We start from the raw sequence: 26990 nt of genomic DNA on the forward strand, positions 1-26990 counted from the left end.
TTTTATTGCTATTCTAATTTTTAAGTCTGTTTTATTATATTAAATATTTTGGCTAGATTTTTGATGTAAAAATATATATGAAGAAAATTTTATTCTTACTGGTTTTTGCTATTACATTTACTTCAATTGGACAGCAACTTGTTTTAAAAAAAGGTGTTGTATTAGATTCAATTCCAATTAATGATTCTATACCCGATAGCTATTCGTTATACTTACCAAGAAAATTTAAAGCAAGCGAATCATGGCCAGTTATTTTTGTCTTTGATATAGAAGGTAATGGAAAAAGAGCACTGAAATTATTGGCACCTGCGGCTGAGAAAAACGGCTATATTTTGGCGGCATCAAATAATATAAAAGATAGTCTTTCAATTACACAAAATGTAATCATAGCCAATAGGATGTTCAATTCTGTTTTTGATATACTACCAATTAGGCGCGATAGAAGTTATACTGCTGGTTTTTCGCAGGGTGCTCGTCTGGCCTCCGTAATTCCAACGTTTGTTAAAGATATTGAAGGAGTTTTATCGTGTGGTTCTCCAATTGCAAATACTGAGGTGTTGTCTAATAAAAATCAATTTCATTTTATCGGTATTGTGGGCAATCAAGATTTTAACTATGCGAATATGATAGCTTCTGAAAAGCTATTGAATCAATTAAAATTTCCGAACCAATTATTGGTTTTCGAAGGGGGGCATAATTGGCCAACCTCTGAGTATTTATCTATGGCGCTAGAGTACTTTACTTTGGCATCAATGACAAAAGGAACTACAAAAAAGGATACGGAATTTGTAAGTAATATTTTCTATGAAAATCTAGGTGAAGTAAGTGGTCTCGTAACAGAAGGAAGAATATTAATGGCGGACAATAGATTAAACCAAATGCTTCGTGTTTTTAAAGAGAAAGGCCAAATAGATACTATAAAGACTACTCAAAAATCTTTAAGAAGGAGTAAAGATTACAAAGTTAATAAGCGAGTATACAACGCCACTTTATTTAAGGAGAACCTTATTAAAGATGATTATGATTATTATCTAGAGTTAGACATTCAAACTTATAATTATAATAATTTAGGATGGTGGGCATATCAAAAAGAAGAACTTGCTAAGTACGAAAAAAGCACAAATGTTTTTCAGAAAAACATGGGTGCTCGACTAGAAAGTTATATTAATGCGCTGGTAGATGATAATGTTTATTTAATTCAACAAGATAAAGTAGTGGATGAAGAAGCGCTGAATTTTTTATGGATGCTTAAAACGATTTTAGCTCCAAAGGAATATGAGAGTTATATAAATGTTATTTCATATAATTCTAAAATCAATGATTACGATACGGCGCTTTTTTACTTAGAAGAATTGTTGAAGCAAGGGTATACGAATAAAGAACGACTGTATACAATAGAGAATACTACATTGTTAAGGATAACGCCAGAGTTTAATGAGATAATAGCGCAATATCTAAAAGAAGCTCGTTACGATATTCTACAAGAATAACAACTTAAGTTTTATTTTAAGCTACAGTTTAAGTCGTTGTTGGCTTGTCATGGATTTGGGAATAAAGAAATAATACGCTATTAATTGTATTTTTGATAGATAAGATTTTACATATGAATTTTTCAAAGATTTATTTAGTAGTATTCGCTTCTATATTCTTACTTAGCTGCAAACAGGATAAAAAATACCACGATATTGCAGAAGAACAAATGGTAGAACCTCAGACCGATGCGCTGGGAGCTATTTTAGAATTCCAAAGAGAATTAAATGCTGAGTTTAGAGATCCAGACACATCACCTTTACCAGATAGGTTTCGCAAGAATTTCGAGGGCTTAGATTTCTTTGAGCCAGATACTAATTATATTGTCCATGCAAAATTTACACGTACGCCTGAGGCTATTCCTTTTTTAATGCCAAGAACTACTGGGGATAATTCTGAAGAAGTAGTTTATGGAATAATTTCGTTTGCGTTAAATGGAAAAAACCATCAATTAGAAATCTATCAAAATAAAGAATTGATGAAAAAAGAAGGTTTCGAAGATTATTTGTTTTTGCCTTTTACCGACCAAACTAATACTAAAGAAACCTATGGAGGTGGTCGTTATATCGATTTGCGATTACCTTCTTCAACTGAAATGATTATAGATTTTAATAGAGCTTACAATCCGTATTGCGCTTATAATAAAAAATATTCTTGTCCGATTGTGCCAGGTATAAACGCTTTGGATACTAGAATTTTGGCAGGAGTTAAGGATTTTAAAAAAGGTAAAAAGTAAAACCCCGATGTAAATACCTCTAAAAACATCGGGGTTACTTAAAAACTCAAACTAGACAATCAACCAACTATTTTAGAAAGAGTATATCGCAGCTAAAGTGAATGCAGCTACACTATCAGATGCAGCACCATCGCTATCAGTAAAACCATCTTTAAGACTATCTAATCTAAATTCTGGTTTTAAAATGAAATTTTCAAGGGAGTAGCTACCTGTAAGTGTAATAGCAGTAATACCATCTATATCTAAATCACCTATTCCATCAACATCATCTACAACAGATTGGAAATATTCCCCTCTTAAACCTATAGAGAAAGAATCAGAAGTAGCTATTTGTGGGTAAAGAGCAACACCGTAGAATCCTGTGGTAGCTCCAAGTTCAGTACCCTCAACATCTACTATACCATTAGAATTTGTGTCGTAAGCAGCGTTTATCCCTAAGAAGAAAGAGTCAGTTATATCAAACCCACCTGTAAAATCAATCTCAGTACCTAAACCACCATCTTTGCCACTATCATAGTAAAAATTTAAATATTGACCATAGAAACCTAACTGAGTTCCGAAAGAATATTCACCAGATGCGCTGATATCATTAGTATCCCAAGGGTTCATTATGCCGACCATTAAGCTAAAATCATCAGATAAAGCAAAATCAGCTTTAAGACCCATATGAGAGAATGGTCCGTTAGAAAATAAATAAGAAGTACTGTAGTTAAAGTTTGCTTGTGGTGCAATTACTTCGTACCCTAAGAACGTATTAAAACGACCCATTGTTAAAGTAGTTTTTTCAGAAACATTCCAGTAAACATATGCTTGGTTAACAATACCATCCATAATGTCAGTGTTAAAAGTTGCGCCAGCACCTCTTGGGCCTACAACTAAATCTAGTACAGCACCAACTTTATCAGTACCATAACTAGCAATTAAGTTACCCATACCTAAAGCAAAACCAGTTTGATTTGCAAATGCAGTTCCTGGATCTGTAGTAGCTACACCTGCATCGGCAAAAGTAGTTCTGTAATAAGCATCAACACTACCGCTAAATTCTAATGCTGGTTTCTTAACTTCATCATCTTGAGCAAAGGCTACTGTTGAAACGCAAAGTGCGAGTGTAATGGTAAAAATATTTTTTAAGAATTTTATATTTGTAATAGCTTTCATATTTTTAAATTTAAGTTGTCCGTGTTATAGGACGATTGTTTGATTGAGCCTACAATAATGTAGGATGTTTAATTTTTGAAAGTTTTAATTTAACGGAGCGTTCTGCAAAACGCTCCGTTTTTAATTTGAGTTAAATGATTTGATTGTTAGTCGTTTGTGAAATCAGGGTATGCATCCATACCATGTTCGTGAATATCAAGTCCTTCAATTTCTTCTTCTTTAGAAACGCGAAGTCCAAGAATTGCTTTAAGTGACCCAAGGATAATTAATGAGGTAACTACACAAAATGCACCTACTATTAATACGCCATATAATTGTGTCATGAATTGTTCACCACCAGCTTTAGCGCCGAAGATACCAACTGCTAATGTACCCCAGATACCACATACTAAGTGTACTGCAATTGCACCAACTGGATCATCTAATTTTACTTTATCAACTAAAGCAACTGCACCAACGATAATTAAACCGGCAATAAACCCGATTACAATAGCTTCGTTTGGTGACATTAAATCTGCGCCAGCTGTAATACCTACTAGTCCACCTAATATTCCGTTTAAGAACATTGTTAAATCTAAATTTTTGTACAATACTGTAGATAAAATCATTGATCCAAAACCACCAGCTGCTGCTGCTAAACTTGTAGTAACAAGAACTAATGAAGTTAATTCTGGATCTGCAGAAAGTACTGATCCACCGTTAAAGCCAAACCAGCCTAACCATAGTATTAATACACCAGCTGTAGCTAAAGGTATATTGTGACCAGGTATTGCCTTAGATTCTCCGTTTTCTCCGAATTTTCCAATTCGTGAACCTAATAATGCCACAGCAACTAAAGCAGCCCATCCACCAACTGAATGTACCAAAGTAGAACCTGCAAAATCATAGAATCCCCATGAATCTAAAAATCCACCACCCCATTTCCATGCTCCAACGATTGGGTAAACCAATCCTACATAGATTACGGTGAAAATCATAAATGATCCAATTTTAATACGCTCTGCAACTGCTCCAGAAACAATTGTTGCTGCTGTTGCTGCGAACATACCTTGAAATAAGAAGTCTGTCCACCAAGTGTAGCCGCCATCAGCATATTCCGGAGTCATTCCTCCTTCAGGAGCTGCAATACCGAAACCTGCGAATCCGAATATTCCTGGGTCACCATCTTCAAAGCCTGGGTACATCATGTTGAACCCCCATGCATAATAAAGTAATAGACCACCTGTAATAATAAAGATGTTTTTAAATAAAATATTAATAGTATTCTTTTGTCTGGTTAGGCCAATCTCTAAAAAGGCAAAGCCAGTGTGCATGAAAAAAACTAGCGCCGTTGCTAGCATCATCCAAACATTATTCGCTGTAAATAATCCTGCGTCCATAATTATAAAAGTTTAGTCAGTTTAAAATTTAGTTAATACCGGCATGGCCGCTTTCTTTTGTTCTTATTCTATAAGCTTCTACTATTTCAGAAACAAATATCTTACCATCACCAACATTACCTGTATAAGCAGATTCTAAAAGTGTGTCTATTGTTTTCTGAAAAAATTCATCAGAAACTACAATCGATAAATATCGACGTTGAATATCTGATGTGCTGTAAGAAATGCCACGATATACATGACCTTGCTTTTCGTTTCCAACTCCAGTTACATCCCAGTAGCTGAAAAAGTTTACCTCAATTTGGTGTAATGCCTTTTTGACATCATCAAATTTGGATTTTCTAATAATTGCTTCAATCTGTTTCATTTTCTAGTAAAGGTTTTTAAGAGATCTATTAAGATCACATTGGTTAAATAAACAGTTATTTTGACGCAAATATGTATGTTTTGTATAATATACCCTAAAAAATGAAGGGTATTGAGTTCATTTTTATGATAATCTCACAATACACCCTAAAAATTTAGGGGTATTGTCGAAATAATTAATAATATTCCAAATACCGAAATTGGGGTTGGTGAAGAAATGCAAAACATGAGTAGTAAAATCGAATTTTTGAATGTAGCGTAGAGATATGTGGCTATAAATAGCCTTAGCTACCTATAAGTACAAATAATTTAAGATCAAATGGTTATGTTAATTTAGATAACCATAAACCTAAGACAACAGCGAGAATACCAACAACAATGCTAGATATGGTATATATAGAGAAGTTTAAATATTCACCAGCGCTTAAAAGCGTATGCTTTTCAAAAGCGAATGAAGAGAATGTTGTAAAACCACCACAAAAGCCAGTGGCTAATAATAAGGTGTAATTTTCATTGATATAATTGTTTTTAGCTGAAAGCCCCAGTATAAAGCCAATAATAAGACAGCCTATTATATTTACTAAAAATGTACCTAAGAAGAAATGTTGAAAATAATCATTAAAAGATTTCGCTATTGCATAACGCAATGCACTACCCAAACCTCCACCTATAAAAACAAGTAGTAATTGTTTCATATGCGAAAAGTACAATAATTTAATAGAAATATTTTGGTGATCAGTAGTCTGAAATGGAGTTCTGAAAAAAGTAATAAATAATTTTATTACTCTTTATGCTTCGTTTGAAGAAGTGAAATTTACACGATACGCCTTAGAGATAACGTCGTTTATTATATCTTTTTCAGGTTTTTTGTCAGCAGAATCAACGCTGTTCAAACTAAAAATCATTAAAACTGCGTTAATTGCAATTAAAACTAATAATATGCTAAAGAAAGTAATCATTGTTCGCCCTTTACTAATTTAACGTAAAACTAAAGGGTTTTCGTATGGAAATAGGGATATAAAATGGTTTTGTTGTGAAACAGCCTATTTTTGTGGTGTAGGAATAAAGAGACGATGTCTGATATTAACGTAACACATGTTTTAGAGCATATAATATGCAAATAAACAGAATAAAAGTGATTGCAATCCATTTAACACCTTTGTAGTTTTTGCTGTGTAGCTTACTATCACCGCTATAGGCAAAACCAAGTGCTACAGCAAAAACAATTATAAAAAGTATTGTAAAAATGATTTGTCCTGTGCTGAACATATTCCATATTTTTACGCAAAGCTAATTCAAATAAGAAGAATATGAAAAGTAAAATAGCCGCAGTTGAATTGTTTCATACCTCTTTTGGTTTGGGAGTATCACAAGAACAAAGGGCGGATTTAGGTGAAGCCAAGACTATGCTTCGTTTTAATTTGATGGATGAAGAGAATAAAGAATATCTAGAGGCAGCCCAGAATGATGATATGGTTGAGGTAGCCGATGCATTAGGCGATATGCTATATATTTTATGTGGTACAATTCTAGAGCATGGTATGCAACATAAAATAGAAGAAGTCTTTGAAGAAATTCAGCGAAGTAATATGAGTAAGCTAGGCGCTGATGGAAGACCTATTTACCGCGAAGATGGAAAAGTGCTTAAAGGACCAAATTATTTTAAGCCTAACATTCAAGAGATTTTGGAAAAGTAATAATTAGAAGTCCTGTTTAAAGTGCTTCGAATTCTGCTTTTTTTTCGGCAAACCAAGCTTGCATAGCGCCAGGTTTTTGCATTAAATCTTTCATGGCTCCCATAGCGGCTAAATGATCAGTGTCCCCAGCTTGAAACATTTCGGTGCCATGATTTTTACTTAATTCAGCAATTTCTTCAAAGGTATTTGCTTTAAATTCCATTTCACAAGCTCCTCCTAATTGTTTACAGGTCATTGTTTTCATAATTTAATAGTGTTTTAGTTTAATTAAAAATACAAGATTTAAATTTGGTTGTTTTCTACGCTCCTAGTAATGGTAGTTGTTTTATTTTATGATATGTTAAAGCCATTGCTATGCAATGCTTTAATTCTTTCTCTGGAATCTCATCGTTCAATTTAAAAACAATAGCTCTGTTTCCTTCATATGCAAAGGTGTCCTTATATACTGATTTAAAAGTTGGAACTAGTTTAGAGGTACATTTAAAATAAATCGCATATTGATCGGGGTTTTTAGCTTTCCAGTCCATACGTACAGTGCTGCCGTGTTTTGTTAAGTAACTCGGTTCACCCCACTTTAATGTTTCTTCTAAAGATTGAAGGTTTTCAATTTCTGATGCGGTCGAAAGGATTAATTCACGGATTTGATTCATTTTAGAGTGAACAAAATCTGGATAGCTTTTAAAAACAGATTTTACTTTTGGGTCGATAACTAATTTCATAAGTATCAAATTATAATATGTACTTCAGTAAAAGATTGCTATTATTCCTCAATATACTTCAAACTTAATATTCGGCAAGAATTATTGATATAACTACTGGGGATTTCGAGCATTTAAGGAGCCTATAATCAAGAAAATCAAAAATACCAATCCTAACCACCCTAGTAATTGGTAAGATCCAAAAGTAGTAAAGCAAAGGCTAAAAATACTTGGAGCTAGTGCACTTGCTAGTATTAAGAATGACATAACCTTGCCAGTAATGGCTCCTAAATTATTTCGCCCATAGAATCTTGGCCAAACAATTGTATTTAGTACAGCAAAAAATCCACTCATCATACCAAAACCTATAATTAATAATGGAATGCCTAGTGTGGTAGGTAAATATAAAAATCCGATAGAAGCAATTATGCCACCACTAATCATTAAATAAAGGTACAAACGTAATTGCAGGTAATCACTTAAAAAGTTGGCAATTGTCGAAATAGAAACAGCAACTACTGAGGCAGGTAAAAAAATAGCAATTGCATCTTCTTTTGGGAATCCTTCGCTTTTGAAAATTGATACGATATGAAAGGTTAAGCCAGTAATAAAAAAACTATTAAACGATAGCATAAGGGCATACATCCAAAACGCTCGAGTTGCTGTTGCCTCTTTTAAAGTAAATTGTTTGTGGGCAATTGCAGTTTTAATATCAGATTTAGAAATCTCCTTTACACCATCTGGAAAAAGCCCGAATTCTTCAGGATTGTTTTTGTAGAAAATAAATATGAGTATACTCGCTACGAGCAAGCCATATCCAAGAAATTGCCAAGCACTTTGCCAACTATTATTCTCTATGAGATAATTAATCCAGAGTGGAGAAGAAGAAAAGCCAAATGATATAGCAACACTACTAAACGAATTTACCTTTCCTCTGTTTTTATCAAACCATATCATAATTAAATTTCGCGATGCCATTGTTAATACTCCTTGTCCAGCGAAGCGTAATAAAAAGAAAAGTAAGGTCATTATTGTAAAAGGAATTAGCCACGTATCTTTGTTCAATAATTCTTGAACAAAAGTGCTCATATGTACCGACCAAGAACATAGGAAAAGTGCAATTGCTAAAACTATGGCAGCAAAAAAAGCAACCAACCTTGCTCCGTATTTATCAAACCAAACTCCAGCTCTGCCTATAATTAAAGAACTTACTATGGTACCAATCATATAGGCATTGCTAAATTGATTTCTTGTTAAGCCTAAGGCATCTTTTACAGGATCTGTAAATACAGATACTCCAATAGTTTGACCTGGAATACTACAGTAAATGCCTATTGTGCCGATTAATAGTATAACATAACCGTAGAAAATAGGACTATTAGCTGGATTTATAAGGGTGAAGCGCTTTAACTGTGGAATTGTTCGTTTGTTTAGCGGGTTAGAAGTGCGCTAATTTACGTTAAAATCTATTCTTGTAATTGGCAAGACTTTTTTAAGAAGCCTAACGACCAAGTATAATTGAGGTATAAATTATTTGATAAGTCTATTTTCAAAATACCAAGGTTTAGAATCACTAGAATATTTGTCTTCACCTACAATATCTAAATCACCGTCTCCATCCATATCTGCTACTGCGCCAGAATATATTCCTTTCCCAACTGCAATCTGAATAGAATTTTTAAATACTCCATTTTCGTTTAAGTAGATTCTTATTTCTCTATCGTCCCATGCCACTGCTGTTAAAACATCTAAATCGCCATCGTTATCAAAATCTGCTAGTTTAGCACAATGTGCTTTGTTATAATCGCTTTTGATAATATGTTTTTTCCATTCGTTTCTGCTCTTTGGTTTTTTTGGACCTTCATACCACGCAAGATCATAATTATCACCGCCATATTTTTTAAAATGTTCTGCCGGAGAAAGTAATACATCTAATCTACCATCATTATTTATATCACCAATTTCTTCTTTAGTTGCCTTATTTATATTCTTAAAATTTGATTCTATATCATATTTTGAATATTCTTCATTTCTTGGATTTTTTGGTGCCAGAAACCAATGTCCGGTCATTGAGATATCAATAATAGCGTCGTTATTAATATCACCAACTGCTAAACCTTCGCCTGCTTGACCTTCATAAGCTGTTTTCGTATTCCAACTATCATTGTTATTTTGAAATATGATTTTTACTGATTCAGGATTTTTATGTCGCACAATTACATCTAGTTTGCCATCACCATCCATATCGGCTAATCGCATATCATTTGCGTGGTAACCCTTAATGCTTGAAATTAATTTGAATTCCCAAGCTTCATTTATATGAAGCTTCCCGGGGTTTATCAATAAATAGATATTTATCGGTCCTGTAGCATGACCGTCATTACTGAAAATTAAATCGATATCACCATCATTATCAACATCACCACATTTAGCTGAGCCGATAAAATCATCAAACTCGCTAAGTATATTAAAGTCATGTCTTATCCAATTGTCGGATTTGGTTTGTTCGAACCATGCTAATGTAAAACGACCTTTCGCATGAACACCTCCTTCAAGTACTGCTACATCAATAAGGCCATCGTTATTAAAATCGGCAACATCTAAGGCACTCACTCCAGAGACCGTTCCATGGCTAATATCAATGGCTTGGGAGAAAGAAATTGACTGACTTTTTGCCGAATTAATACCAGTTAAATTGAATAGTAAGGTTAGAGTTAAAACAATAGTATTATTCATTTTTCCGAATTAAACGTTTCTTGTAATAAATGTACATTGAATTTATTAAAAGAATATTTGTTTTTAAATGGTTGTAAATCAATATAAAAAATTAATGCAAATGTTTGTAAGCGTTTACAAACGAAAGTAATTATTTCTCAACCGAATAAATGTTTAGTGTCGCTTTATGTTTGCAGTGTCAAGTCAAGGAGGCTTGGTAGTATTAACTGTTAAACATTAAATCTATTATTATGAACGCACTTAAAAATTCAGTACAGTTGATTGGACATCTTGGGCAAGACCCAGAAATTGTAAACTTAACGAGCGGTACAAAACTCGCTAAATTTTCAGTAGCTACGAGCGATTCTTATAAGAACGCGCAAGGTGAAAAGGTTGAGGATACACAATGGCACAATGTTGTAGCATGGGGTAAAACTGCAGAGATTGTAGAAAATTATTTGGTAAAAGGTAAGCAAGTCGCTGTTGAGGGAAAATTGACGCATCGGTCATATGAAACTAAGGAAGGTGAAAAAAGATACATTACTGAAATAAAATGTAATGAGCTTTTAATGTTAGGGAAATAGCATAATATATTTATTTTTTAGAGCCTCGTCTGCATCTTAAATGTGATTTGTAAGCGGGGCTTTTTTATGCAGATAATAGAAATAAGTATCCAATAGATTAATGTTACCAATAAATTGATAATAGCTTTTCATTCGTTTTAATCTAAATAATAATTTATATTAGTTAAGTTAATGATTAGATTGAAACTAGTTAATCTGCTGTCTTAATTATTTAAAAGATTGATAATAAAACACTATTATAAACCAAAATGAATATGAAAACTTACATACTTTTTATCTTTCTACTGTCTTCAAATATTTTCTTTGCACAAAAAAGCAATTCGTTCGAATGGCCAGAAGGAAAAAAAATGGCTATTAGCTTAACTTGGGATGATGGTCGAAGTAGTCAGGTAGTTACTGGTACCCCTATTTTAGATGCTTATGATATAAAAGCTACTTTTTATGTGGTGCCTTCTTTAATGGTTGAGGAAATTGATAAATGGAAAGAAGCTGCTAAAAATGGTCATGAAATAGGAAATCATTCACTTAATCACCCATGCTCAGGTAATTTTTTGTGGGCTAGGGATGAGGCTTTAGAAGAATATTCAATAGTTCAAATGCAGGAGGAACTAAAAGAAGCAAACAAAAAGGTTGAAGAAATGCTGGGAGTAGCCCCAAGTGTTTTTGCTTATCCATGTGGGCAGACTTTTGTAGGGAGAGGAGAAAAAACTATGAGTTATGTACCTGTTATAGCTGAGCAATTTCGTTCGGGAAGAACTTGGTTAGATGAGGTGCCGAATGATCCTGCTTTCTGTGATTTGTCTCAACTTACAGGCGTTGAAATGGATGGAAAGACCTTTGAAGAGATTATGGAACTTATAAACCAGGCTAAATCCAATGGACTATGGCTTGTACTGGCCGGTCATGATATAGGTGATAAGAATATTCAAACTACAGAAGTTGCTATGCTTGAGAAATTATTACCATATTTAAAAGACCCAAAAAATAATATATGGACCGCCCCTGTTGGTGAAATTACATCGTATATACAAGGGCAGAGAGAGTAATGAAAAAATTATTTTTACTAATACCTTTAATCGCATACTTTTTAGGTTGTAACTCTAATATTAATGAGACACCAGAGGGCTTTCAAATTCATCCAGAATTTAAACTCGAACTAGTTGCGCAAGAACCGTTGGTTTTTGATCCCGTTGAGATGCGGTATGATGAAAATAATCGAGCTTTTGTTTTAGAAATGCCAGGCTATCCATTAAGTGATGTGGAAAGTCGTCTTGTTGAATTACTCGATGTAGACGCTGATGGTGTATTTGATGAACGAATAGTTATGGCAGATGATTTAGGTGTTGCTACTTCGTTTATGCCGTATAAAAATGGATTCCTTGTTGCCGCCCCGCCAAATCTACTTTTTATAAAGGACGCCAGTGGCGATGGTAAGATAGATTTCAGTAAAAAATTAATGGGTGGATTTAGTAACGATAATTTACAGCATAATTTTAATGGACTTTATTATGGATTAGATAATTGGATTTATGCTGCGAATGGCGGAAATTCTGGCAAACCTTTTTTTATAGATCACCCAGAGGATGCAATTGACATCCGGGGCATGGATGTAAAGTTTGATATTGACTCTAAGAAAATATCTAAAGTAGGACGCTCTTCAGGAGGTTATAAATTGACATTCGATAATTGGGGACATATGTTTGAAACCCATAATTTAACCCATACGTCCGGTTTAGTATTTGAGGATTATTATTTGGATGAATTTTCGATGCCCTCGTCAAGAACATTGGATAATATTTCTGATCATGAAGAAAATGGTTCTTCCCGAATTTATCCAATCGGAGAACAAGAAACTCGTGTAAACCATCCCGAACAATCTGGTTATTTTTCAGGTTCTTGCGGCATTACTTTTTATGGCGGTGGGGTATTTCCAAAACAGTTTAATAACAATTTATTGGTTGCAGATTGTGTTTTGAATTTAATTCATTTAGATATTCTTTCGCCTAATGGAAGTACGCATAAAGCTTCGAGAAATAGAGCAGGAGTAGAGTTTCTAGCTTCCTCAGATCGGTCTTTTAGACCAGTAAATATGACAGTAGGGCCGAACGGATCGCTGTTCGTAATAGATATTCATAGAGCGGTAATAGAACATCCTGAATGGATACCAGATGAGCTAGAATCTCATATGGATTTAGAAGCGGGTAAAGATCAGGGTAGAATTTATAAAATTACACCTCGTGAGAATTGGGTTTCTGTAAACGATAAAGTTAATACAGACAATGTGGAAGGTTTAGTAAAAGCTTTGGGTAGTGAAAATCAGTGGAGGCGTTTAATGGCACAACAAAAAATAGTAACAAATAATAAAGTGGAAGCCTTTTCGCATTTAGAAGCACAATTCAAAAATTCTGAAAATCAATTTGCACGATTACATTCACTTTGGGCATTAGAAGGGTTAGATAAGCTCACTTTAGCTATTTTAAAAAGTGCACTTAAAGACAGTTCGCCAGGTGTACGTGAAAATGCAATTAAAATTGCCGAACGAAAAGTAAATAGTGATGCCGCCTTAATCAATGAAATATTGAATCTTTTAAATGATGAAAATAAACGAGTTAGTTTGCAAGCTGCCTTATGTTTAGGTACTTTAAATGAAGATGTGTATAGTGAATTTGCAGATCAGATTTCCGAAATAGTTTTTGAGTCAATGTCATATTCTTCTGATGACCAATGGTCTGTCTATGCCAAAGCTACAGCGGTCAAATCTCAATCAATAGATTTTGCAGAAAAACTAATCGTTGAAAATGGGAGGAATTCTTCTGAGTATTATATGCAGTTGTTAAAAATATTACTGGAGAAAATAGCTAAAGAGCAGAAAGTCGAAGCAATGGTAAGACTTCTCAATACTATTGATACTAAGGATGTTTCAATTTTAAGATTGTCGGATATAATTGATGCCTTTACGCAAGGCTTTAAAGGCAGAGTACATAAAAATATTAATGCGTCTGATGCTAAAAATCTATCAATAGCATTAGATAAAATTGAGTCTAATAATGAAGTAACGCTTTTAAGAGCTTCTGGATATCTTAGAAAAGCTGTGGGTATTCCACTTTCAGTCAAAATTCAAAGAATGCTTGTAAATTCAAGTGAGGCGGTTGTTGATGAGAATTTAACGATTGAGAATCGACTGGAACAGTTAAAATTATTGAACCTGAACGCTATTGCAGATAGAAAAGATATTTTATTTGATTTAATTGATAATAGGAATCCGATTATATTACAAGATGAAGCCATGTTGCAATTGTCAAATTCTGACAATAAGACTATTGGTAAGCGATTACTTGAAATGTGGTCAGAACTCGGTCCTAAAGCTCGAAAAAAAGCTACGGATATTCTCTTATATAAGTCGTATAATCACGATGTGCTTTTAACAGCAATGGAGAATAAAGAGGTGAATTTAGGTGAGTTTAATCTCGATTTAGAACGAAGAAGAACATTATTAATGTGGTCTGAAGAATCAATACAAATACGAGCTAAAAAATTATTTTCTGATGCTGGTGTCGTAAATAGAAAAGATGCAATAGATAAGATGCGCCCGGCACTAGAATTGTCTGGAGATAAAAAGAATGGAGCCACAGTATTTGCGAATTTATGCGCACAATGCCACAAGTTTGGTGAGGTTGGTAATGAAGTAGGGCCAGTACTTACAGAGGTTAGTCGAAAAAGTAAAGAATCACTGCTTTATGATATTTTAGACCCAAATGCCGGGGTTGATACTAAATATTTAAATCATAAAATTGTAACTAAAGATGGCGCAATTATGACGGGATTGGTTTATTTAGAATCAGACACCGAGATAGGTTTAAAAATGATTGGTGGTACGGAAAAGATTATTTTAAAAGAAAATATAAAAGACTTTTCATCTTTAGGCACTTCCATGATGTTTGAAGGTTTAGAAGCTGGTATGAGTCACAAAGAAATGGCAGATTTGCTGGTATTTTTGCAACAATAAAAGAGAGGATTAGAAAGATTATTTAAGTGCTACTTCCATTACATAATCATCAGCAGCTAAAAAGAGACGTTTTTCATCAGCAGAAAAAGCGCAGTTAGCAGTTGCTTGGCCGGTATGTATTCTTGCAATTGGTTTGCCTTTAGGATTCAAAATAAATAGACCACCTGGGCCAGTCGCAAATAGGTGACCTGAACTATGCGTTTTCATGCCATCAGGGAGGCCTTGTTGTCCTGCTTTGCCTACGAGGTGAGTAACATCGTAAATAACTTTTTTATTTTCTACCGTACCGGCTGAAGTTAAATCATATTGGTACCATACAGCATGCTCCGGGTCAGATACTGCCACATATAATTTTGATTCATCTGGTGACAATGCAATTCCATTCGGTCTAGTTAATTTATCCAATAAAACTAGTTTTCCAGAATTAAGCAAACAATAAACACCTTGAAAATCTAACTCTTTTCTTGGATCATCCATTCTTTTTGGAAGGCCATATGGAGGGTCGGTGAAATACAAATTTCCAGCTTTGTCATAAACTCCGTCATTGGGACTATTAAATCTGTTGCCTTCATACTTATTAACTAAAACCTCATATTCGGCTTTCGGGTTATTTAAGCCGCTTTTCATTTTTACAACACTACGTTCACCATGTTGTAATAATACTAATTCATTATTCTCATTTAGTAGTAGTCCATTAGAACCTGGCTCACCACCATAATCACCATCACCTAAATATCCGGCTGGTTTTAAATATGTGGATTTATTTCCTTTGGAATCAATTTTAAATACGGTATTGTTAGGAATGTCTGAAAACAAAAGGTAATCTCCATCTTCAATATAAAGGGTGCCTTCTGTCCACTTAAAACCTTCACCTATTACTTTAATTTCAGCATTAGGTTCTATTAAATTGAGAGCTGTATCATCAAGAATTTCAATTCTAAAATTATGTTGCGCCTGACAACTCAAAATAAAAAAGTAGGGTAGGGCGAGGTAATAAAATTTTTTAGCGATTGCCATGTTATTTTAGAGTTTAGTTGAACTCTTCTAAAATAATAAATTAATAAGTACCATATACTATACAAACAAGCTGTCCGTAAAAGTACAGATAGTCAACCTCCATAAAAGTTTATTTTAATAAAACTGCCTAGTACTTATATAATTGGTGTACCGTATAAATCAAAATCCGCAGCTTCTGTAATCTCAATGTCGTAGAATTCGCCATGTTTTAAATAATGTTTTGTCGCATCAATTAAAACTTCGTTATCAACATCTGGAGAGTCAAATTCTGTACGTCCAACAAAATGATTACCTTCTTTACGATCGATAATGCATTTAAACGTTTTACCGATTTTTTCTTGATTAAGTTCCCATGAAATTTGTGACTGAAGTTCCATAATTTCATTGGCGCGTTCTTGTTTTACGTCTTCGGGGACATCATCATCTAAAGTGTAAGCATGTGTATTTTCTTCATGACTATATGTAAAGCAACCTAGTCTTTCGAAGCGCATTTCTGCCACCCAATTTTTCAAGGTTTGAAAATCTTCTTCGGTTTCACCCGGATAACCAACAATCAAAGTGGTTCTTATCGCCATGTTTGGAACGGCCACTCTAAAGTCTTTTAGGAGTTTAGTTGTTTTTTCATGTGTAGTACCACGACGCATACTTTTTAAAATAGCATCTGAAATATGTTGCAATGGAATATCTATGTAATTACACACTTTAGATTCTCGTTTCATTACATCTAGCACCTCCATAGGAAAACCTGTTGGAAATGCGTAATGCAAACGAATCCATTCAATACCATCAACCTTTACAAGGTTTTCGAGTAATTCAGCAAGATTTCTTTTTTTGTATAAATCGAGCCCGTAGTACGTTAAATCTTGAGCAATTAATATTAGTTCTTTTACGCCTTTCGCAGCCAATTTTTCGGCTTCAGTTACTAAAGCCTCTATCGGGGTGCTTTTGTGTTTACCGCGCATTATTGGTATAGCACAAAAAGAGCAGGGGCGATCACAACCTTCAGCAATTTTTAAATAGGCGTAATTCTTAGGAGTTGTTGTTAAACGCTCACCAATAAGCTCATGTTTATAATCTGCGCCTAAAGCTTTTAGTAAATTAGGCAATTCACTAGTTCCGAAATACTCGTCAACATTCGGAATCTCTTTTTGCAAGTCGGGTTTGTATCTTTCGCTTAAGCATCCGGTAACAAAAACCTTATCAACCTCGCCAGCTTCTTTTTTCTGTACATATTCGAGAATGGTATTAACACTTTCTTCCTTTGCATTCGCTATAAATCCACATGTGTTAATAACGACTACATTGCCCTCCTCCTCGTGAACAACCTCTTTGTCATTCGCTTTCAATTGCCCCATGAGTACTTCAGAGTCGTACACATTTTTAGAGCAACCTAAGGTTACTACATTGATTTTGTTCTTTTTAAGCGTTTTTGTTCTCATAATTATAAATGAAATCGTGCTTTTATGCTAAGCAAGCGCAAAAATACAATAAGCCTATGCAATTGGGTGGTTTTCAATCATATTTCTTCATTTTATGCGTTAAACCAAAAAGTAAAAGTTTAGTCAAAGCTAAAATGAGTAATATTATGAGACTTCAAAATTTGTTATTTGCTGTATTACTATTGATGTTTTTAGCTTGCTCGCAGGATCAGGAAGAGCAAATTGATGAAATAGAAATCGAAGAGACGCCAGAAGTTGATGAATTGTACTTTCCACCAATTGTTTCAGGTCAATGGGAAACTATTGAGCCATCTGAATTAGAATGGAATCAAAGTAAATTAGAAACCTTAATCGACTTTTTAGAAGAAAAAAACACCAAAGGCTTTATTATTCTGCATAATGGTAAAATTGTTGTAGAACGTTATTTAAACGATCATTCAGCTTCTAAACCTTGGTATTGGGCAAGTGCAGGTAAAACACTCACTGCAACAGTAACAGGAATGGCACAAGATGAAGGTTTAATAAATATAGATAATAAAGTATCTGAATATTTAGGCGAAGGCTGGACCAGTGCAACTCTAGCAAAGGAGGATTTAATAACATCTAAACATTTACTTTCGATGACTTCTGGGTTGGATGATAGTCTAGGTGATGATGTTACATCTGATAATCTTCAGTATTTAGCTGATGCGGGCGATAGATGGGCGTATCATAACGTATATGTGAAATTGCAGGATATTATTGCTGCGGCAAGTAATGAAGATTGGTCTACTTATTTTGACACAAAATTAAAAGATAAAATTGGAATGACTGGAAGTTGGATTGCCAACAATGGTCTAAACGTTTATTGGAGTACAACGCGTAGTATGGCAAGATTCGGACTCTTTGTTTTAGCTGATGGAAAATGGGAAGACCAACAATTGGTGTCGAAAGATTATATTTTGGCTTCGCATAATACGTCTCAAGATATTAATGAAGCGTATGGTTATTTGTGGTGGTTGAATGGGAAGCTTACGTATCATCTACCGGGTTCTCAGCAAGAATTCAATGGTTCGTTAATACCTACTGCTCCTGATGAAACTTATACGGCATTAGGCAAAAATGACCAAAAAATATACATTGTACCGAGCAAAAAATTGGTTGTAGTGCGTTTGGGTAATGCAGCTGATGGTGTTAATTTTGCATTGTCTTCATTCGATGAAGAATTGTGGGCGAAAATAAATGAGGTTATTAATTAGTACAGCTTAGATTAATCAAGGCCACTTTAGGTACTATTAAAGAAATCAACAAAGTTTAATTATAAACATTCTTGGGCTGAACAATTTCCAACGAATAAATGATGGTACTATCTGGTATATGTGCTGGCATCGTGTGATTGCTTTTAGGCTTGTACACCGGAATATTCCAAGTGGAAGCGTTATTTCCAGTTGCGTTTTTGATATTTTTCGGTACTTGAAATGCCAAAGTGTGATATTTTAAATCTGCAGATTTTTTAGAAGCAAACGACAACCGTTTCGTTTTTTTATTGAAACCTAGAATTGCATTATTAGTCGTGTCTATGTCTAATGCAAGCTGTTTTTGAGCATGTATTCCGAGCGTTAAGAAAAATACAGAGGCAGTTATTATTAATTGTTTCATTCGCTTTCAATTTTTAAACTTTAAAAAAAGAATCAACAAACTCCATTTTATTAAACACCTGCAAGTCATCTATACCTTCTCCTACGCCGATATATTTAACAGGAATTTGAAATTGGTCAGATATTCCTATAACCACTCCTCCTTTTGCAGTTCCATCTAATTTGGTAACCGCTAAGGAAGTCACTTCGGTAGCCTTGGTGAATTGTTTGGCTTGTTCAAATGCATTCTGACCTGTAGAACCGTCTAAAACTAGTAATACTTCGTGCGGTGTGTTATCAATAACTTTCTGCATTACTCTTTTTACTTTGGTCAACTCATTCATTAAGTTGATTTTATTGTGTAGGCGCCCCGCAGTATCAATAATTACAACATCAGCATTTTGAGTAACAGCTGAACTTAGGGTGTCAAAGGCAACGGATGCAGGGTCACTACCCATCTTTTGTTTAATAATGGGCACATCTACCCGGTCTGCCCAAACCTGTAATTGGTCAATAGCTGCAGCCCGAAAAGTATCTGCTGCACCTAGAACTACTTTCAAGCCCTGATTTTTAAATTGATTAGCTAGCTTGCCGATTGTCGTTGTTTTACCCACACCATTAACGCCAACAACCATAATAACATAAGGTCTTTTATCTGCTGGCACAACAAATTCAGTTTCGTTGCCCGAATTGGTTTCAGATAGTAAATTGGCTATTTCTTCACGTAGAATACCGTTTAATTCATCGGTGCTCATGTATTTATCTTTAGCTACTCGAGCTTCAATACGGTTAATAATTTTTAATGTGGTGTCAACACCTACATCAGAAGAAACTAATACTTCTTCTAAATTATCGAGCACGTCATCATCTACCTTAGATTTCCCTGCTACAGCCTTACCTAATTTTGAAAAAAATGACGTTTTCGATTTCTCAAGGCCTTTATCTAGTGACTCTTTTTTCTTTGAAGAGAATATGTTTTTAAATAAGCTCATTAGTTCTTTAAAGGTTGATAACCCAAAGATAAGCAATGGAAGATAAATCTAAAGGCTGCAGAAGTACTAGTGTGGGTGTATTTTTTATTATTATATGGTAAATAATATAATAAAAAAACCGCCATAACTAAAAGTTAAGGCGGTAGGTACTCTTTGAGTTAGTTAATTATTTCTTTGAAAGCCATTCGTTTACACTTTCAGGAGTCATTACAGATTCTACAAATGTGTAGGCGCCTGATTTTGGAGATTTAACCATTTTAATAGCTTTGGTTAATCTTTTTGAACTAGTTTGTAAACTTGCTACGGTCTTCTTTGCCATGACTAATATCTTTTATTGTCATTTCTGTTTCAACAGAAATTTAAATTATTTTATTTCTTTATGAACAGTCATCTTTCTTAGAATAGGGTTGTATTTTTTCAACTCAATTCTTTCCGGAGTGTTCTTTTTGTTCTTTGTTGTAATGTAACGAGAAGTTCCAGGTTGTCCAGAGGTTTTATGCTCTGTACATTCCAATATAACTTGAACTCGGTTTCCTTTCTTTGCCATTGCTTCTTAATTAATAAAGGACTATTTAAGTATTCCTTGTGCGCGAGCCTCTTTCATGACTGCAGAAATACCTTTTTTATTGATGGTCTTTAATGCCTTAGCAGAAACCTTTAGGGTTACCCAACGGTCTTCTTCAGGGATATAAAAACGTTTCTTAGATAGATTAACGTTGAATCTTCTTCGAGTTTTGTTGATTGAGAATGATACGTTGTTTCCGAACATCGCTCTTTTCCCAGTAATTTCACAAACTTTAGACATTATGCTTACTTTTTCTTTAAACAGGCTGCAAATTTATACCAATTTTACGGGATGGCAAAATTCTTATCTAGAATTTTAATATTTCTTTTTGCAATAGCTCAAAAGCCTTGTTTACGGACTTTTCAACGATTCTTTCACGCTGACTACCCATTGTAAAACCTTCAACTACAGTTTTTTGCGGAGTGGCAATGGCTATAAAAACGGCACCAACATCAGCGTCGGAATCACCCTTAGTGGGGCCGGCATTACCAGTTGTTGCTATTGCATAGTCACTTTTCATTAATTTTTTAACATTTTCAGCCATCGCTTGCGCAACAGGTGCGCTTACTACAGAGTACTTGTTTATTAGTGCTGAATCAACCTTAAGAACATCAATTTTAATTGCTGTGGCATAACTTACTATTGTACCGTTAAAATAAGCTGATGCTCCAGGAATTGAAGTAATTCTTTCGGCAATTCGGCCACCAGTAAAACTTTCTGCGGTAGCAAGTGTTAGATTTTTTTTGGTTAATAATTGACCAACCACTTGTTCTAAAGTTTCCTCACTTTCGGTTCCGTAGATTAAATCACCTATAAGTTTGGTGAGTTTTAGTATTTCGTCCTCAATCGCAATTTTCACTTGTTCTTTGTCAGGTCCTTTAGCGCTTAAACGCAAGCGAACCTTACCTAAATTGGGTAGGTAGGCTAATTTTATGAAATTTGGTAAATTATCCTCCCAATCTTCAATTCTTGCCGCAAGTGCACTTTCTCCAAGGCCGTATGTAACAATGGTTCTATGTAAAATGTAAGGTCGTTCAAATTGGCTTGCAATCTTCGGAATAACAGCATTCGTTATAAGATGTTTCATTTCGAATGGAACGCCGGGTAGAGATACATACACCGTATTATCTTCATAAAACCACATTCCTGGTGCTGTTCCGTTAGCATTGTGCAAAACAGTAGCTTTAGAAGGAACGAGTGCTTGTTGTCGGTTTACATCGGAAATAGGTGTGGCGATATATTTAGCGAATAATTCTTCGACATGTTTTAAAACAGACTTGTTTTCAACCAATTTATCGTTAAAGTATTCGCAAAATGTATGCTTGGTAATATCGTCTTTTGTTGGACCTAAACCCCCCGTAACAATAATAATTTGAGCGCGTTTTTTTGCCTCACTTAGTGCATTTAAAATATGCGTTCTATCGTCTTGAATTGAAGTTATTTGATAGACTGAAACTCCTATTTTATTGAGTTCTTTACCTATAAATGCTGAATTAGTATCTACAATTTGGCCGATGAGTATCTCATCGCCAATCGTGATAATCTCTGCAAACATAAATTATAAGTTGAAATCGTTCTTAAGCTCTGACATTACTTGTACAATGTCAGTTTTAAGAGCAGGAAATACTTTTTCGATATCGGCAATACTTGCTTTGTTTTTTCCCATTGTTTCAATCTCAAGGGCTGCCGCGCGAGTTTGCTCCATTCCTAATAAATCTACATTAGGTTTAATTTTATGCGCTAGTTGGTATACCTTTTCGTGGTCTTGGCCCGCTAAAGCTTTCTCTAATTCATCAAGGTCATGCGGTACCTCCTCTAAAAAAACGGTTACTACCGAATTAATAAAATCTTGATCGCCCTCGGCCATCTCGTTAATTTTGTCTAAGCTGTAGATCATTATTTTATTTTTACAGAAAATAGTTCTTGCCCCTGTAATTTGCCTGCAAGATAGTCATTTGGCGCAACCTTACCAACACCGGCAGGTGTTCCAGTAAAGATAATATCGCCTTTTTTAAGCATGAAATAGGTAGAAACGTGAGCAATGAGCTCATCCATCTTCCAGAGCATTAAATTAGTATTTCCTTTTTGAACTATTTTATCGTTTTTAGAAAGCGTAAACTCAATATTATTTAAGTCTTTAAACTGTGATTTATCTACCCAATTGCCTATTACCGCTGATCCATCGAAGCCTTTTGCCTTTTCCCATGGAAGGCCTTTACTTTTTAAAGAAGATTGTAAATCTCGGGCAGTAAAATCGATTCCTAAGCCAATTTCGTCGTAATAAGAAGCTGCGAATTTTGCATCAATATGCTTACCAACCTTTTTAATCTTTAGTAAAACTTCTACTTCGTAATGTAAATCATTGGTAAATTCGGGTATATAGAAATCCTGGTCTTTCGGTAAAACTGCAGAATCTGGTTTTATAAACACCACCGGTTCGGTAGGTCGTTCATTAGCCAATTCATTTATATGATCAGTGTAATTTCTGCCAATGCAAATTATTTTCATATTAAGAAAATTAGTGTAATTATAACTAAGACTAAATTAATTACTCTTTTTTAGTTTTAAGCTAATTGCAGGAACGAAATTTTCAGTTCCATTTCTAGATTTTACCGTAAAATCCGTCCAATTTCCCATTCCGTAAACCATAGCTCGATAATTTTGATTTTTCACATAAACTCCGCTAAAAGTTGGGGCGAATCTGTCTACTACAGATTTTTCCTTGGTGATTGGGTCAGTTACAACATTACGAAACCAATTGTTGGAAATAAACAACCATTCTAAGCCAATATAGACGCCATTTTCTGGAATTTCAATATTTAAACTAGAAAGGTCTAGTGAAACATAATCCTTTTCAATATCAGATTCTAGCACTAAACTTTTTCGAACTAAATCTTTATTAGGGTTTTTTGTTATAGGATCTACATCATAAACTCGCACTCTAAATTTAGATGAGCGTTGATTAAATTTCGCATCTTTTTGAAAAAATACAGTTATGTTCTCAATATATTTTTTTTGTGCGCCAATATTAGGAAAATATAGCGCTAGAACCCAAGGTGTAGACGAAGAAGCGAACCCCCCGGTTAAACTATAACTGCTAATTGGATTAAGAACATAGGAGTCTCCTAATGATTTTGAAACAACCACTTCTTCCAATTCAAACGATTCTTCGACTAGATTAAAAATTTTAGATTTATATAAAGTCTGTGCAACTATAATAGTGTCTTTATAGCCTAGTGAAGAAATATGTACTTGGTTCTCTAGTAGCTCATTTGGTATGTCTAAATAAAAGTGTCCATCTTCATCTGTAGAAGTTCCTTTTAAAGTATTTAAAAAACTAAGATTCACATAGGGTATGGGGTCTTTAGTTTTTGAGTCGAAAACTTTGCCTTCAAATAAAACTTCTTGGGCACTTAATTGAGCGACAAATAATAGGGGGAATAATAGAAATCGCATTTAACCTAATTTATTATTGAACTGGCTAAGTTTTATTTGGGTTAGTACTTTTTTTGTGTACAACGGAAAGTCTGCATTTTGAATCCATCCGAAATAACCGGGTTCTTTTTCAAGAACATCTAAGACTTTTTTGCCTTTATGTTTGCCAAACGAAAATATTTCAACATCATTTTCATCATAACTAATGAAACCAGCAAAATCTGCAAAACGCTTGTGTTTTGAGAATTCAGCAAGTTTCTTAACATTGTTTTCTAGATCAGGGTAACGATCTAATTGCGATAGCAAAACCTCATAGGTGGCTAAAGTATCTGCTTCTGCACTATGCGCATCAGTAAGGTCTTTGTCACAATAAAATTTGTATGCTGCTACCAAGGTGCGTTTTTCCATTTTATGGAAAATAGTTTGTACGTCAATAGCGGACATATTTTTCATATCGAAATCTACTTCCGCTCGCAACATTTCTTCAGCCAATAACGGAATGTCAAAGCGATCCGAGTTAAAACCACCCAAATCACAATCTTTAATCATTTTATAAATTTCTTTAGACAATTCTTTAAAAGTTGGCTCATTAACTACTTTTTCATTAGAAATACCATGAATAGCAGTAACCTCTGCAGGAATCTCCATTTCGGGGTTGATTAGCCATGTTTTACTCTCTTTATTTCCGTTAGGAAATATTTTTAGAATTGATATCTCGACAATACGATCTTTTGCAACATTCGTGCCAGTGGTTTCTAGGTCGAAAAAGCAAATAGGTCTGGTTAGATTTAAGTCCATCTAAAATTTTATTTTTGCAAAGATAGGTTTTAGATAAGTTAAGTGAAATCTATGGTTCGAATTTATTAGAACAACTATTATTATTTTGAAACAGTATATACTTTATAAAAAACCTCGGCGTCAATTTTGAAATCTTTATTATCAGAAATTGACTTTAATTTATCGCTAAGTATTTGGTGTAGCTTTTCTTTTTGGTATAGCTTCTGAAAAAATTGTTGTTGAGATTTAACTGATAACAAAAGGTGAGCTAAATTATTAGGTGCTACAGAAAGGGGAATAATTTCTTTCTTATTAACAATAATTGAAATGGAATTTTGTTGAAGTCCGGAGAAATCGACCTGATGATTATAATTTTCTTCAATGGTGGGGGCAAATTCAAATGGCTGCAGCACATCATTTAATAAAATATCAAAATCATAAACTATTATTAAAGAATTGTTTTTTGCAACACGAATTATTTCATTGAGTAAAGTTTGTGATTTTGCATAAAATAATGAACCGGAAAATGTTATAACATCAAAAGAATTTGAATTAATACTGATGTTTTGGCCATCAAAATATTGATAACTAATATTCGAATGAATTTTGGCTTTAGCAATCATATTTTCGCTAGGATCAATTCCTAAAACGTGCTTACAAAAATAGGTTAACGCAATTGCCGAATTACCGGTGCCACAACCGACATCTAAGCCTGAATTATATGTGGTGTTATTTTCGAAACATTTTTCTAGAATAATCTTGTGTAATGCAGGGCGGTATGCTGCGTAATGTTTAGCTATTAATAAATCGTAATCGGAAGACAATAGTTCTAGAGATTGATAAATAGTTAGATTTTAGTAGTAGATATTTTTATCAAAGCAAATGTAAGTTTGCTAGTTAAAACCTAATAAAGATATAGAACTTATTAGAGTCTTGTATTAATAATATTGTTATAAGCAGATCCAAAGGTGTAGCTAAGGCCAACACTAGCGCCTAGTTGATAATCTGTAGCAATTTGTTTTTGTTGTAATAAAACATCTTCTAGTGAAGCATCACCCGCAGGTAAATTTATTTGATCTCTAATTATCTGAAAGTTTCCAGAAAAGCTAATCGCTAAACCTTTTAAAACTCTGAGCGAAGTGCTACCCGATAACTGAATACGATTTTTAGTAAAATCATTTAAGAAAGTAGACCCGACAAGTCTAGCATAAATATTACCCCATGGTTGTCTATAGCGAACTTGTACATCTAATGAGTGATTAAAAATACCCTCTTCTAATTTATCATAGATTGTTGGGTCAATATAATCACTATGGAAATAACCAATTTTATAGGCGAATACTATTTCTCTTCGAAGCACTTCATTGTACGGGAATATATTGAATTCGATTGCAGGTGAGAAATAGTATCTGAAATCTAAATTTGTAAAAGTGTCATGTCTTGCACCACTAAAAATCCCCATTGACCAATGGTCGGACAAACTTCTAACAATGCTTCCATCTCCCGAATACCGGAATCGTTCACTGGTGTAAATTTCATCGTCCTGTTCGTATTCACTGTTCGCTTGGGTTAATTGCAAATCTGTACGAATACGCCATTTTTCGGTTACGTGATCACTTTCAAAACCAAGGGCATATGAAAATGATTTCCTACTTGATTCTTTATTTAATCTGGCTCTACCAAAAATTTCAAATATCCAATTGTTCCAAGGATCTTTAAAATCAATATCTTGAATGCCATCCATTCCTTTTTGATTTATAGAATAGTTGATATGTTCGCCCATATCGGACTCAATTACGAATCTTAGTAGTCCAATTTTCACTTTTTTTACTAATCCTTTTCTAACATCATCTGCCGTCATATTAGCATTTGAATCGTAAGAAAGTTTAGTAATTATTCCATCATAATCTTCGCTACCATCAAATTCTAATTTATAGGTGCGTCCACCGCTGCCATTTGCAATATCATAAATAAAGAGTGTAACGTTCGCTTGAGCTTGATCCCTAACATGATTTACAAATGAGATTTCTTGCCGGATATAACTTTTTTCGCAATTACAATCTGTATACAGTTTAATGGTTTCTTTACTAGCTGTTTCTTGAGCCAATATTATGGAGGGAACTAAAAGGATGAGCATATTAATAATAGTGCTCCATCGAAGAGTACATAATTTCATTCTTGGTTTTTGGTAAAGCTGGTTTGGTGCGCTAAAGTTAAGCGCTACGAAGACGTTTGAATGTTAGAATAATGTTAATAGTGAAAATTGAAGCCTAAATGCTC

Annotated in this window: 30 protein-coding genes; 7 read left to right on the forward strand and 23 right to left on the reverse strand. The window is 34.2% G+C overall.

The window, feature by feature from the left end:
• Positions 1 to 77 precede the first annotated feature (77 nt).
• Complete coding sequence (locus tag UH7x_RS13720) at positions 78 to 1490, forward strand: alpha/beta hydrolase (RefSeq protein WP_482360492.1); 1413 nt, start codon at positions 78 to 80, stop codon at positions 1488 to 1490.
• A gap of 113 nt (positions 1491 to 1603) precedes the next feature.
• Positions 1604 to 2266, forward strand: coding sequence for a DUF1684 domain-containing protein (locus tag UH7x_RS13725; RefSeq protein ID WP_482360493.1), 663 nt, complete (start codon positions 1604 to 1606; stop codon positions 2264 to 2266).
• Between the two features lie 72 nt (positions 2267 to 2338).
• Here UH7x_RS13725 and UH7x_RS13730 read toward each other — a convergent pair whose 3' ends face one another.
• From UH7x_RS13730 to UH7x_RS13750, 5 genes are all read right to left on the reverse strand, one after another.
• Entirely contained in the window at positions 2339 to 3424 is a 1086-nt protein-coding gene (locus tag UH7x_RS13730) for an outer membrane beta-barrel protein (protein WP_482360494.1), read from the reverse strand.
• Positions 3425 to 3570: 146 nt separating this feature from the next.
• Positions 3571 to 4803, reverse strand: coding sequence for an ammonium transporter (locus UH7x_RS13735; RefSeq protein WP_482360495.1), 1233 nt, complete (start codon positions 4801 to 4803; stop codon positions 3571 to 3573).
• 28 nt (positions 4804 to 4831) lie between these two features.
• Complete coding sequence (locus tag UH7x_RS13740) at positions 4832 to 5170, reverse strand: P-II family nitrogen regulator (protein ID WP_482360496.1); 339 nt, start codon at positions 5168 to 5170, stop codon at positions 4832 to 4834.
• 322 nt (positions 5171 to 5492) lie between these two features.
• Positions 5493 to 5864 carry a fluoride efflux transporter CrcB gene (gene crcB, locus UH7x_RS13745; protein WP_482360497.1) on the reverse strand — a complete coding sequence of 124 codons (372 nt, stop codon included), beginning with the start codon at positions 5862 to 5864 and terminating at the stop codon, positions 5493 to 5495.
• 93 nt (positions 5865 to 5957) lie between these two features.
• A complete protein-coding gene (locus UH7x_RS13750) occupies positions 5958 to 6128 on the reverse strand; it encodes a hypothetical protein (protein WP_482360498.1) in 171 nt (56 codons plus the stop codon).
• A gap of 351 nt (positions 6129 to 6479) precedes the next feature.
• Here UH7x_RS13750 and UH7x_RS13755 point away from each other — a divergent pair, with 351 nt between their 5' ends.
• Positions 6480 to 6866, forward strand: coding sequence for a pyrophosphohydrolase domain-containing protein (locus tag UH7x_RS13755; protein ID WP_482360499.1), 387 nt, complete (start codon positions 6480 to 6482; stop codon positions 6864 to 6866).
• Between the two features lie 16 nt (positions 6867 to 6882).
• Here UH7x_RS13755 and UH7x_RS13760 read toward each other — a convergent pair whose 3' ends face one another.
• The 4 genes from UH7x_RS13760 to UH7x_RS13775 form a co-directional block, all read right to left on the reverse strand.
• Positions 6883 to 7110, reverse strand: a complete 228-nt coding sequence (locus UH7x_RS13760; protein WP_482360500.1) for a DUF1059 domain-containing protein — start codon at positions 7108 to 7110, stop codon at positions 6883 to 6885.
• A 55-nt stretch (positions 7111 to 7165) separates the two neighbouring features.
• The gene (locus UH7x_RS13765; RefSeq protein WP_482360501.1) at positions 7166 to 7585 is read right to left on the reverse strand and encodes a DUF1801 domain-containing protein; all 420 of its coding nucleotides are present in this window, start codon (positions 7583 to 7585) and stop codon (positions 7166 to 7168) included.
• A 93-nt stretch (positions 7586 to 7678) separates the two neighbouring features.
• Positions 7679 to 8983, reverse strand: coding sequence for an MFS transporter (locus tag UH7x_RS13770; protein WP_482363609.1), 1305 nt, complete (start codon positions 8981 to 8983; stop codon positions 7679 to 7681).
• Between the two features lie 111 nt (positions 8984 to 9094).
• Positions 9095 to 10300, reverse strand: a complete 1206-nt coding sequence (locus UH7x_RS13775; RefSeq protein ID WP_482360502.1) for an FG-GAP repeat domain-containing protein — start codon at positions 10298 to 10300, stop codon at positions 9095 to 9097.
• Positions 10301 to 10530: 230 nt separating this feature from the next.
• Between UH7x_RS13775 and UH7x_RS13780 the strand changes: the two genes are divergently transcribed.
• The 3 genes from UH7x_RS13780 to UH7x_RS13790 all read left to right on the forward strand — a co-directional run bounded on the left by UH7x_RS13780 (position 10531) and on the right by UH7x_RS13790 (position 14869).
• Positions 10531 to 10863 (forward strand): single-stranded DNA-binding protein, encoded by a 333-nt coding sequence (locus UH7x_RS13780; RefSeq protein WP_153757171.1) that lies wholly within the window; start codon positions 10531 to 10533, stop codon positions 10861 to 10863.
• 254 nt (positions 10864 to 11117) lie between these two features.
• On the forward strand, positions 11118 to 11909 hold the full coding sequence (locus UH7x_RS13785; RefSeq protein ID WP_482360503.1) for a polysaccharide deacetylase family protein: 792 nt from the start codon (positions 11118 to 11120) through the stop codon (positions 11907 to 11909).
• Positions 11909 to 14869, forward strand: coding sequence for a PVC-type heme-binding CxxCH protein (locus tag UH7x_RS13790; protein ID WP_482360504.1), 2961 nt, complete (start codon positions 11909 to 11911; stop codon positions 14867 to 14869). The genes UH7x_RS13785 and UH7x_RS13790 overlap by 1 nt, the downstream gene beginning before the upstream one ends.
• Positions 14870 to 14887: 18 nt before the next feature.
• Here the strand turns inward: UH7x_RS13790 and UH7x_RS13795 are convergent, their stop codons facing one another.
• Complete coding sequence (locus tag UH7x_RS13795) at positions 14888 to 15886, reverse strand: SMP-30/gluconolactonase/LRE family protein (protein ID WP_482360505.1); 999 nt, start codon at positions 15884 to 15886, stop codon at positions 14888 to 14890.
• A 134-nt stretch (positions 15887 to 16020) separates the two neighbouring features.
• Positions 16021 to 17325 (reverse strand): 30S ribosomal protein S12 methylthiotransferase RimO, encoded by a 1305-nt coding sequence (gene rimO / locus UH7x_RS13800; RefSeq protein WP_482360506.1) that lies wholly within the window; start codon positions 17323 to 17325, stop codon positions 16021 to 16023.
• Positions 17326 to 17471: 146 nt separating this feature from the next.
• On the opposite strand from rimO, the gene UH7x_RS13805 reads away from it, so the two are divergent.
• A complete protein-coding gene (locus tag UH7x_RS13805) occupies positions 17472 to 18563 on the forward strand; it encodes a serine hydrolase domain-containing protein (RefSeq protein ID WP_482360507.1) in 1092 nt (363 codons plus the stop codon).
• 55 nt (positions 18564 to 18618) lie between these two features.
• Here UH7x_RS13805 and UH7x_RS13810 read toward each other — a convergent pair whose 3' ends face one another.
• The 12 genes from UH7x_RS13810 to UH7x_RS13865 all read right to left on the reverse strand — a co-directional run bounded on the left by UH7x_RS13810 (position 18619) and on the right by UH7x_RS13865 (position 26886).
• Positions 18619 to 18963 carry a hypothetical protein gene (locus UH7x_RS13810; protein WP_482360508.1) on the reverse strand — a complete coding sequence of 115 codons (345 nt, stop codon included), beginning with the start codon at positions 18961 to 18963 and terminating at the stop codon, positions 18619 to 18621.
• Positions 18964 to 18976: 13 nt separating this feature from the next.
• The gene (ftsY, locus tag UH7x_RS13815) at positions 18977 to 19933 is read right to left on the reverse strand and encodes a signal recognition particle-docking protein FtsY (RefSeq protein WP_482360509.1); all 957 of its coding nucleotides are present in this window, start codon (positions 19931 to 19933) and stop codon (positions 18977 to 18979) included.
• 166 nt (positions 19934 to 20099) lie between these two features.
• A complete protein-coding gene (locus tag UH7x_RS13820; protein WP_482360510.1) occupies positions 20100 to 20252 on the reverse strand; it encodes a DUF4295 domain-containing protein in 153 nt (50 codons plus the stop codon).
• A gap of 45 nt (positions 20253 to 20297) precedes the next feature.
• Complete coding sequence (gene rpmG / locus UH7x_RS13825; protein ID WP_153757163.1) at positions 20298 to 20480, reverse strand: 50S ribosomal protein L33; 183 nt, start codon at positions 20478 to 20480, stop codon at positions 20298 to 20300.
• Between the two features lie 21 nt (positions 20481 to 20501).
• Positions 20502 to 20738, reverse strand: a complete 237-nt coding sequence (gene rpmB / locus UH7x_RS13830) for a 50S ribosomal protein L28 (protein WP_482360511.1) — start codon at positions 20736 to 20738, stop codon at positions 20502 to 20504.
• Positions 20739 to 20805: 67 nt separating this feature from the next.
• Positions 20806 to 22053 (reverse strand): competence/damage-inducible protein A, encoded by a 1248-nt coding sequence (locus UH7x_RS13835; protein ID WP_482360512.1) that lies wholly within the window; start codon positions 22051 to 22053, stop codon positions 20806 to 20808.
• A 3-nt stretch (positions 22054 to 22056) separates the two neighbouring features.
• Positions 22057 to 22395 (reverse strand): Hpt domain-containing protein, encoded by a 339-nt coding sequence (locus UH7x_RS13840; protein ID WP_482360513.1) that lies wholly within the window; start codon positions 22393 to 22395, stop codon positions 22057 to 22059.
• The gene (locus UH7x_RS13845) at positions 22395 to 23006 is read right to left on the reverse strand and encodes a fumarylacetoacetate hydrolase family protein (protein ID WP_482360514.1); all 612 of its coding nucleotides are present in this window, start codon (positions 23004 to 23006) and stop codon (positions 22395 to 22397) included. The genes UH7x_RS13840 and UH7x_RS13845 overlap by 1 nt, the downstream gene beginning before the upstream one ends.
• Before the next feature lie 36 nt (positions 23007 to 23042).
• Entirely contained in the window at positions 23043 to 23954 is a 912-nt protein-coding gene (locus tag UH7x_RS13850; RefSeq protein ID WP_482360515.1) for a carboxypeptidase-like regulatory domain-containing protein, read from the reverse strand.
• Entirely contained in the window at positions 23955 to 24731 is a 777-nt protein-coding gene (locus UH7x_RS13855; protein WP_482360516.1) for an exonuclease domain-containing protein, read from the reverse strand.
• Positions 24732 to 24811: 80 nt separating this feature from the next.
• Positions 24812 to 25534 (reverse strand): class I SAM-dependent methyltransferase, encoded by a 723-nt coding sequence (locus UH7x_RS13860; RefSeq protein WP_482360517.1) that lies wholly within the window; start codon positions 25532 to 25534, stop codon positions 24812 to 24814.
• 101 nt (positions 25535 to 25635) lie between these two features.
• Entirely contained in the window at positions 25636 to 26886 is a 1251-nt protein-coding gene (locus UH7x_RS13865; protein WP_482360518.1) for a DUF481 domain-containing protein, read from the reverse strand.
• Between the last annotated feature and the right edge of the window lie 104 nt (positions 26887 to 26990).

This window comes from Aurantibacter sp. UH7 (assembly GCF_056839165.1).

Coding starts and splice junctions, on each gene's coding strand:
- UH7x_RS13865 (WP_482360518.1), bottom strand. CDS start 26,886: ATGAAATTATGTACTCTTCGATGGAGCACTATTATTAATATGCTCATC.
- UH7x_RS13810 (WP_482360508.1), bottom strand. CDS start 18,963: ATGAAACAATTAATAATAACTGCCTCTGTATTTTTCTTAACGCTCGGA.
- UH7x_RS13850 (WP_482360515.1), bottom strand. CDS start 23,954: ATGCGATTTCTATTATTCCCCCTATTATTTGTCGCTCAATTAAGTGCC.
- UH7x_RS13785 (WP_482360503.1), top strand. CDS start 11,118: ATGAAAACTTACATACTTTTTATCTTTCTACTGTCTTCAAATATTTTC.
- UH7x_RS13835 (WP_482360512.1), bottom strand. CDS start 22,053: ATGTTTGCAGAGATTATCACGATTGGCGATGAGATACTCATCGGCCAA.
- crcB (WP_482360497.1), bottom strand. CDS start 5,864: ATGAAACAATTACTACTTGTTTTTATAGGTGGAGGTTTGGGTAGTGCA.
- rpmB (WP_482360511.1), bottom strand. CDS start 20,738: ATGTCTAAAGTTTGTGAAATTACTGGGAAAAGAGCGATGTTCGGAAAC.
- UH7x_RS13725 (WP_482360493.1), top strand. CDS start 1,604: ATGAATTTTTCAAAGATTTATTTAGTAGTATTCGCTTCTATATTCTTA.
- UH7x_RS13765 (WP_482360501.1), bottom strand. CDS start 7,585: ATGAAATTAGTTATCGACCCAAAAGTAAAATCTGTTTTTAAAAGCTAT.
- UH7x_RS13740 (WP_482360496.1), bottom strand. CDS start 5,170: ATGAAACAGATTGAAGCAATTATTAGAAAATCCAAATTTGATGATGTC.
- UH7x_RS13755 (WP_482360499.1), top strand. CDS start 6,480: ATGAAAAGTAAAATAGCCGCAGTTGAATTGTTTCATACCTCTTTTGGT.
- UH7x_RS13840 (WP_482360513.1), bottom strand. CDS start 22,395: ATGATCTACAGCTTAGACAAAATTAACGAGATGGCCGAGGGCGATCAA.
- UH7x_RS13730 (WP_482360494.1), bottom strand. CDS start 3,424: ATGAAAGCTATTACAAATATAAAATTCTTAAAAAATATTTTTACCATT.
- UH7x_RS13845 (WP_482360514.1), bottom strand. CDS start 23,006: ATGAAAATAATTTGCATTGGCAGAAATTACACTGATCATATAAATGAA.
- UH7x_RS13760 (WP_482360500.1), bottom strand. CDS start 7,110: ATGAAAACAATGACCTGTAAACAATTAGGAGGAGCTTGTGAAATGGAA.
- UH7x_RS13805 (WP_482360507.1), top strand. CDS start 17,472: ATGAGACTTCAAAATTTGTTATTTGCTGTATTACTATTGATGTTTTTA.
- UH7x_RS13795 (WP_482360505.1), bottom strand. CDS start 15,886: ATGGCAATCGCTAAAAAATTTTATTACCTCGCCCTACCCTACTTTTTT.
- UH7x_RS13820 (WP_482360510.1), bottom strand. CDS start 20,252: ATGGCAAAGAAGACCGTAGCAAGTTTACAAACTAGTTCAAAAAGATTA.
- UH7x_RS13750 (WP_482360498.1), bottom strand. CDS start 6,128: ATGATTACTTTCTTTAGCATATTATTAGTTTTAATTGCAATTAACGCA.
- UH7x_RS13855 (WP_482360516.1), bottom strand. CDS start 24,731: ATGGACTTAAATCTAACCAGACCTATTTGCTTTTTCGACCTAGAAACC.
- ftsY (WP_482360509.1), bottom strand. CDS start 19,933: ATGAGCTTATTTAAAAACATATTCTCTTCAAAGAAAAAAGAGTCACTA.
- rimO (WP_482360506.1), bottom strand. CDS start 17,325: ATGAGAACAAAAACGCTTAAAAAGAACAAAATCAATGTAGTAACCTTA.
- UH7x_RS13780 (WP_153757171.1), top strand. CDS start 10,531: ATGAACGCACTTAAAAATTCAGTACAGTTGATTGGACATCTTGGGCAA.
- UH7x_RS13720 (WP_482360492.1), top strand. CDS start 78: ATGAAGAAAATTTTATTCTTACTGGTTTTTGCTATTACATTTACTTCA.
- UH7x_RS13790 (WP_482360504.1), top strand. CDS start 11,909: ATGAAAAAATTATTTTTACTAATACCTTTAATCGCATACTTTTTAGGT.
- rpmG (WP_153757163.1), bottom strand. CDS start 20,480: ATGGCAAAGAAAGGAAACCGAGTTCAAGTTATATTGGAATGTACAGAG.
- UH7x_RS13775 (WP_482360502.1), bottom strand. CDS start 10,300: ATGAATAATACTATTGTTTTAACTCTAACCTTACTATTCAATTTAACT.
- UH7x_RS13735 (WP_482360495.1), bottom strand. CDS start 4,803: ATGGACGCAGGATTATTTACAGCGAATAATGTTTGGATGATGCTAGCA.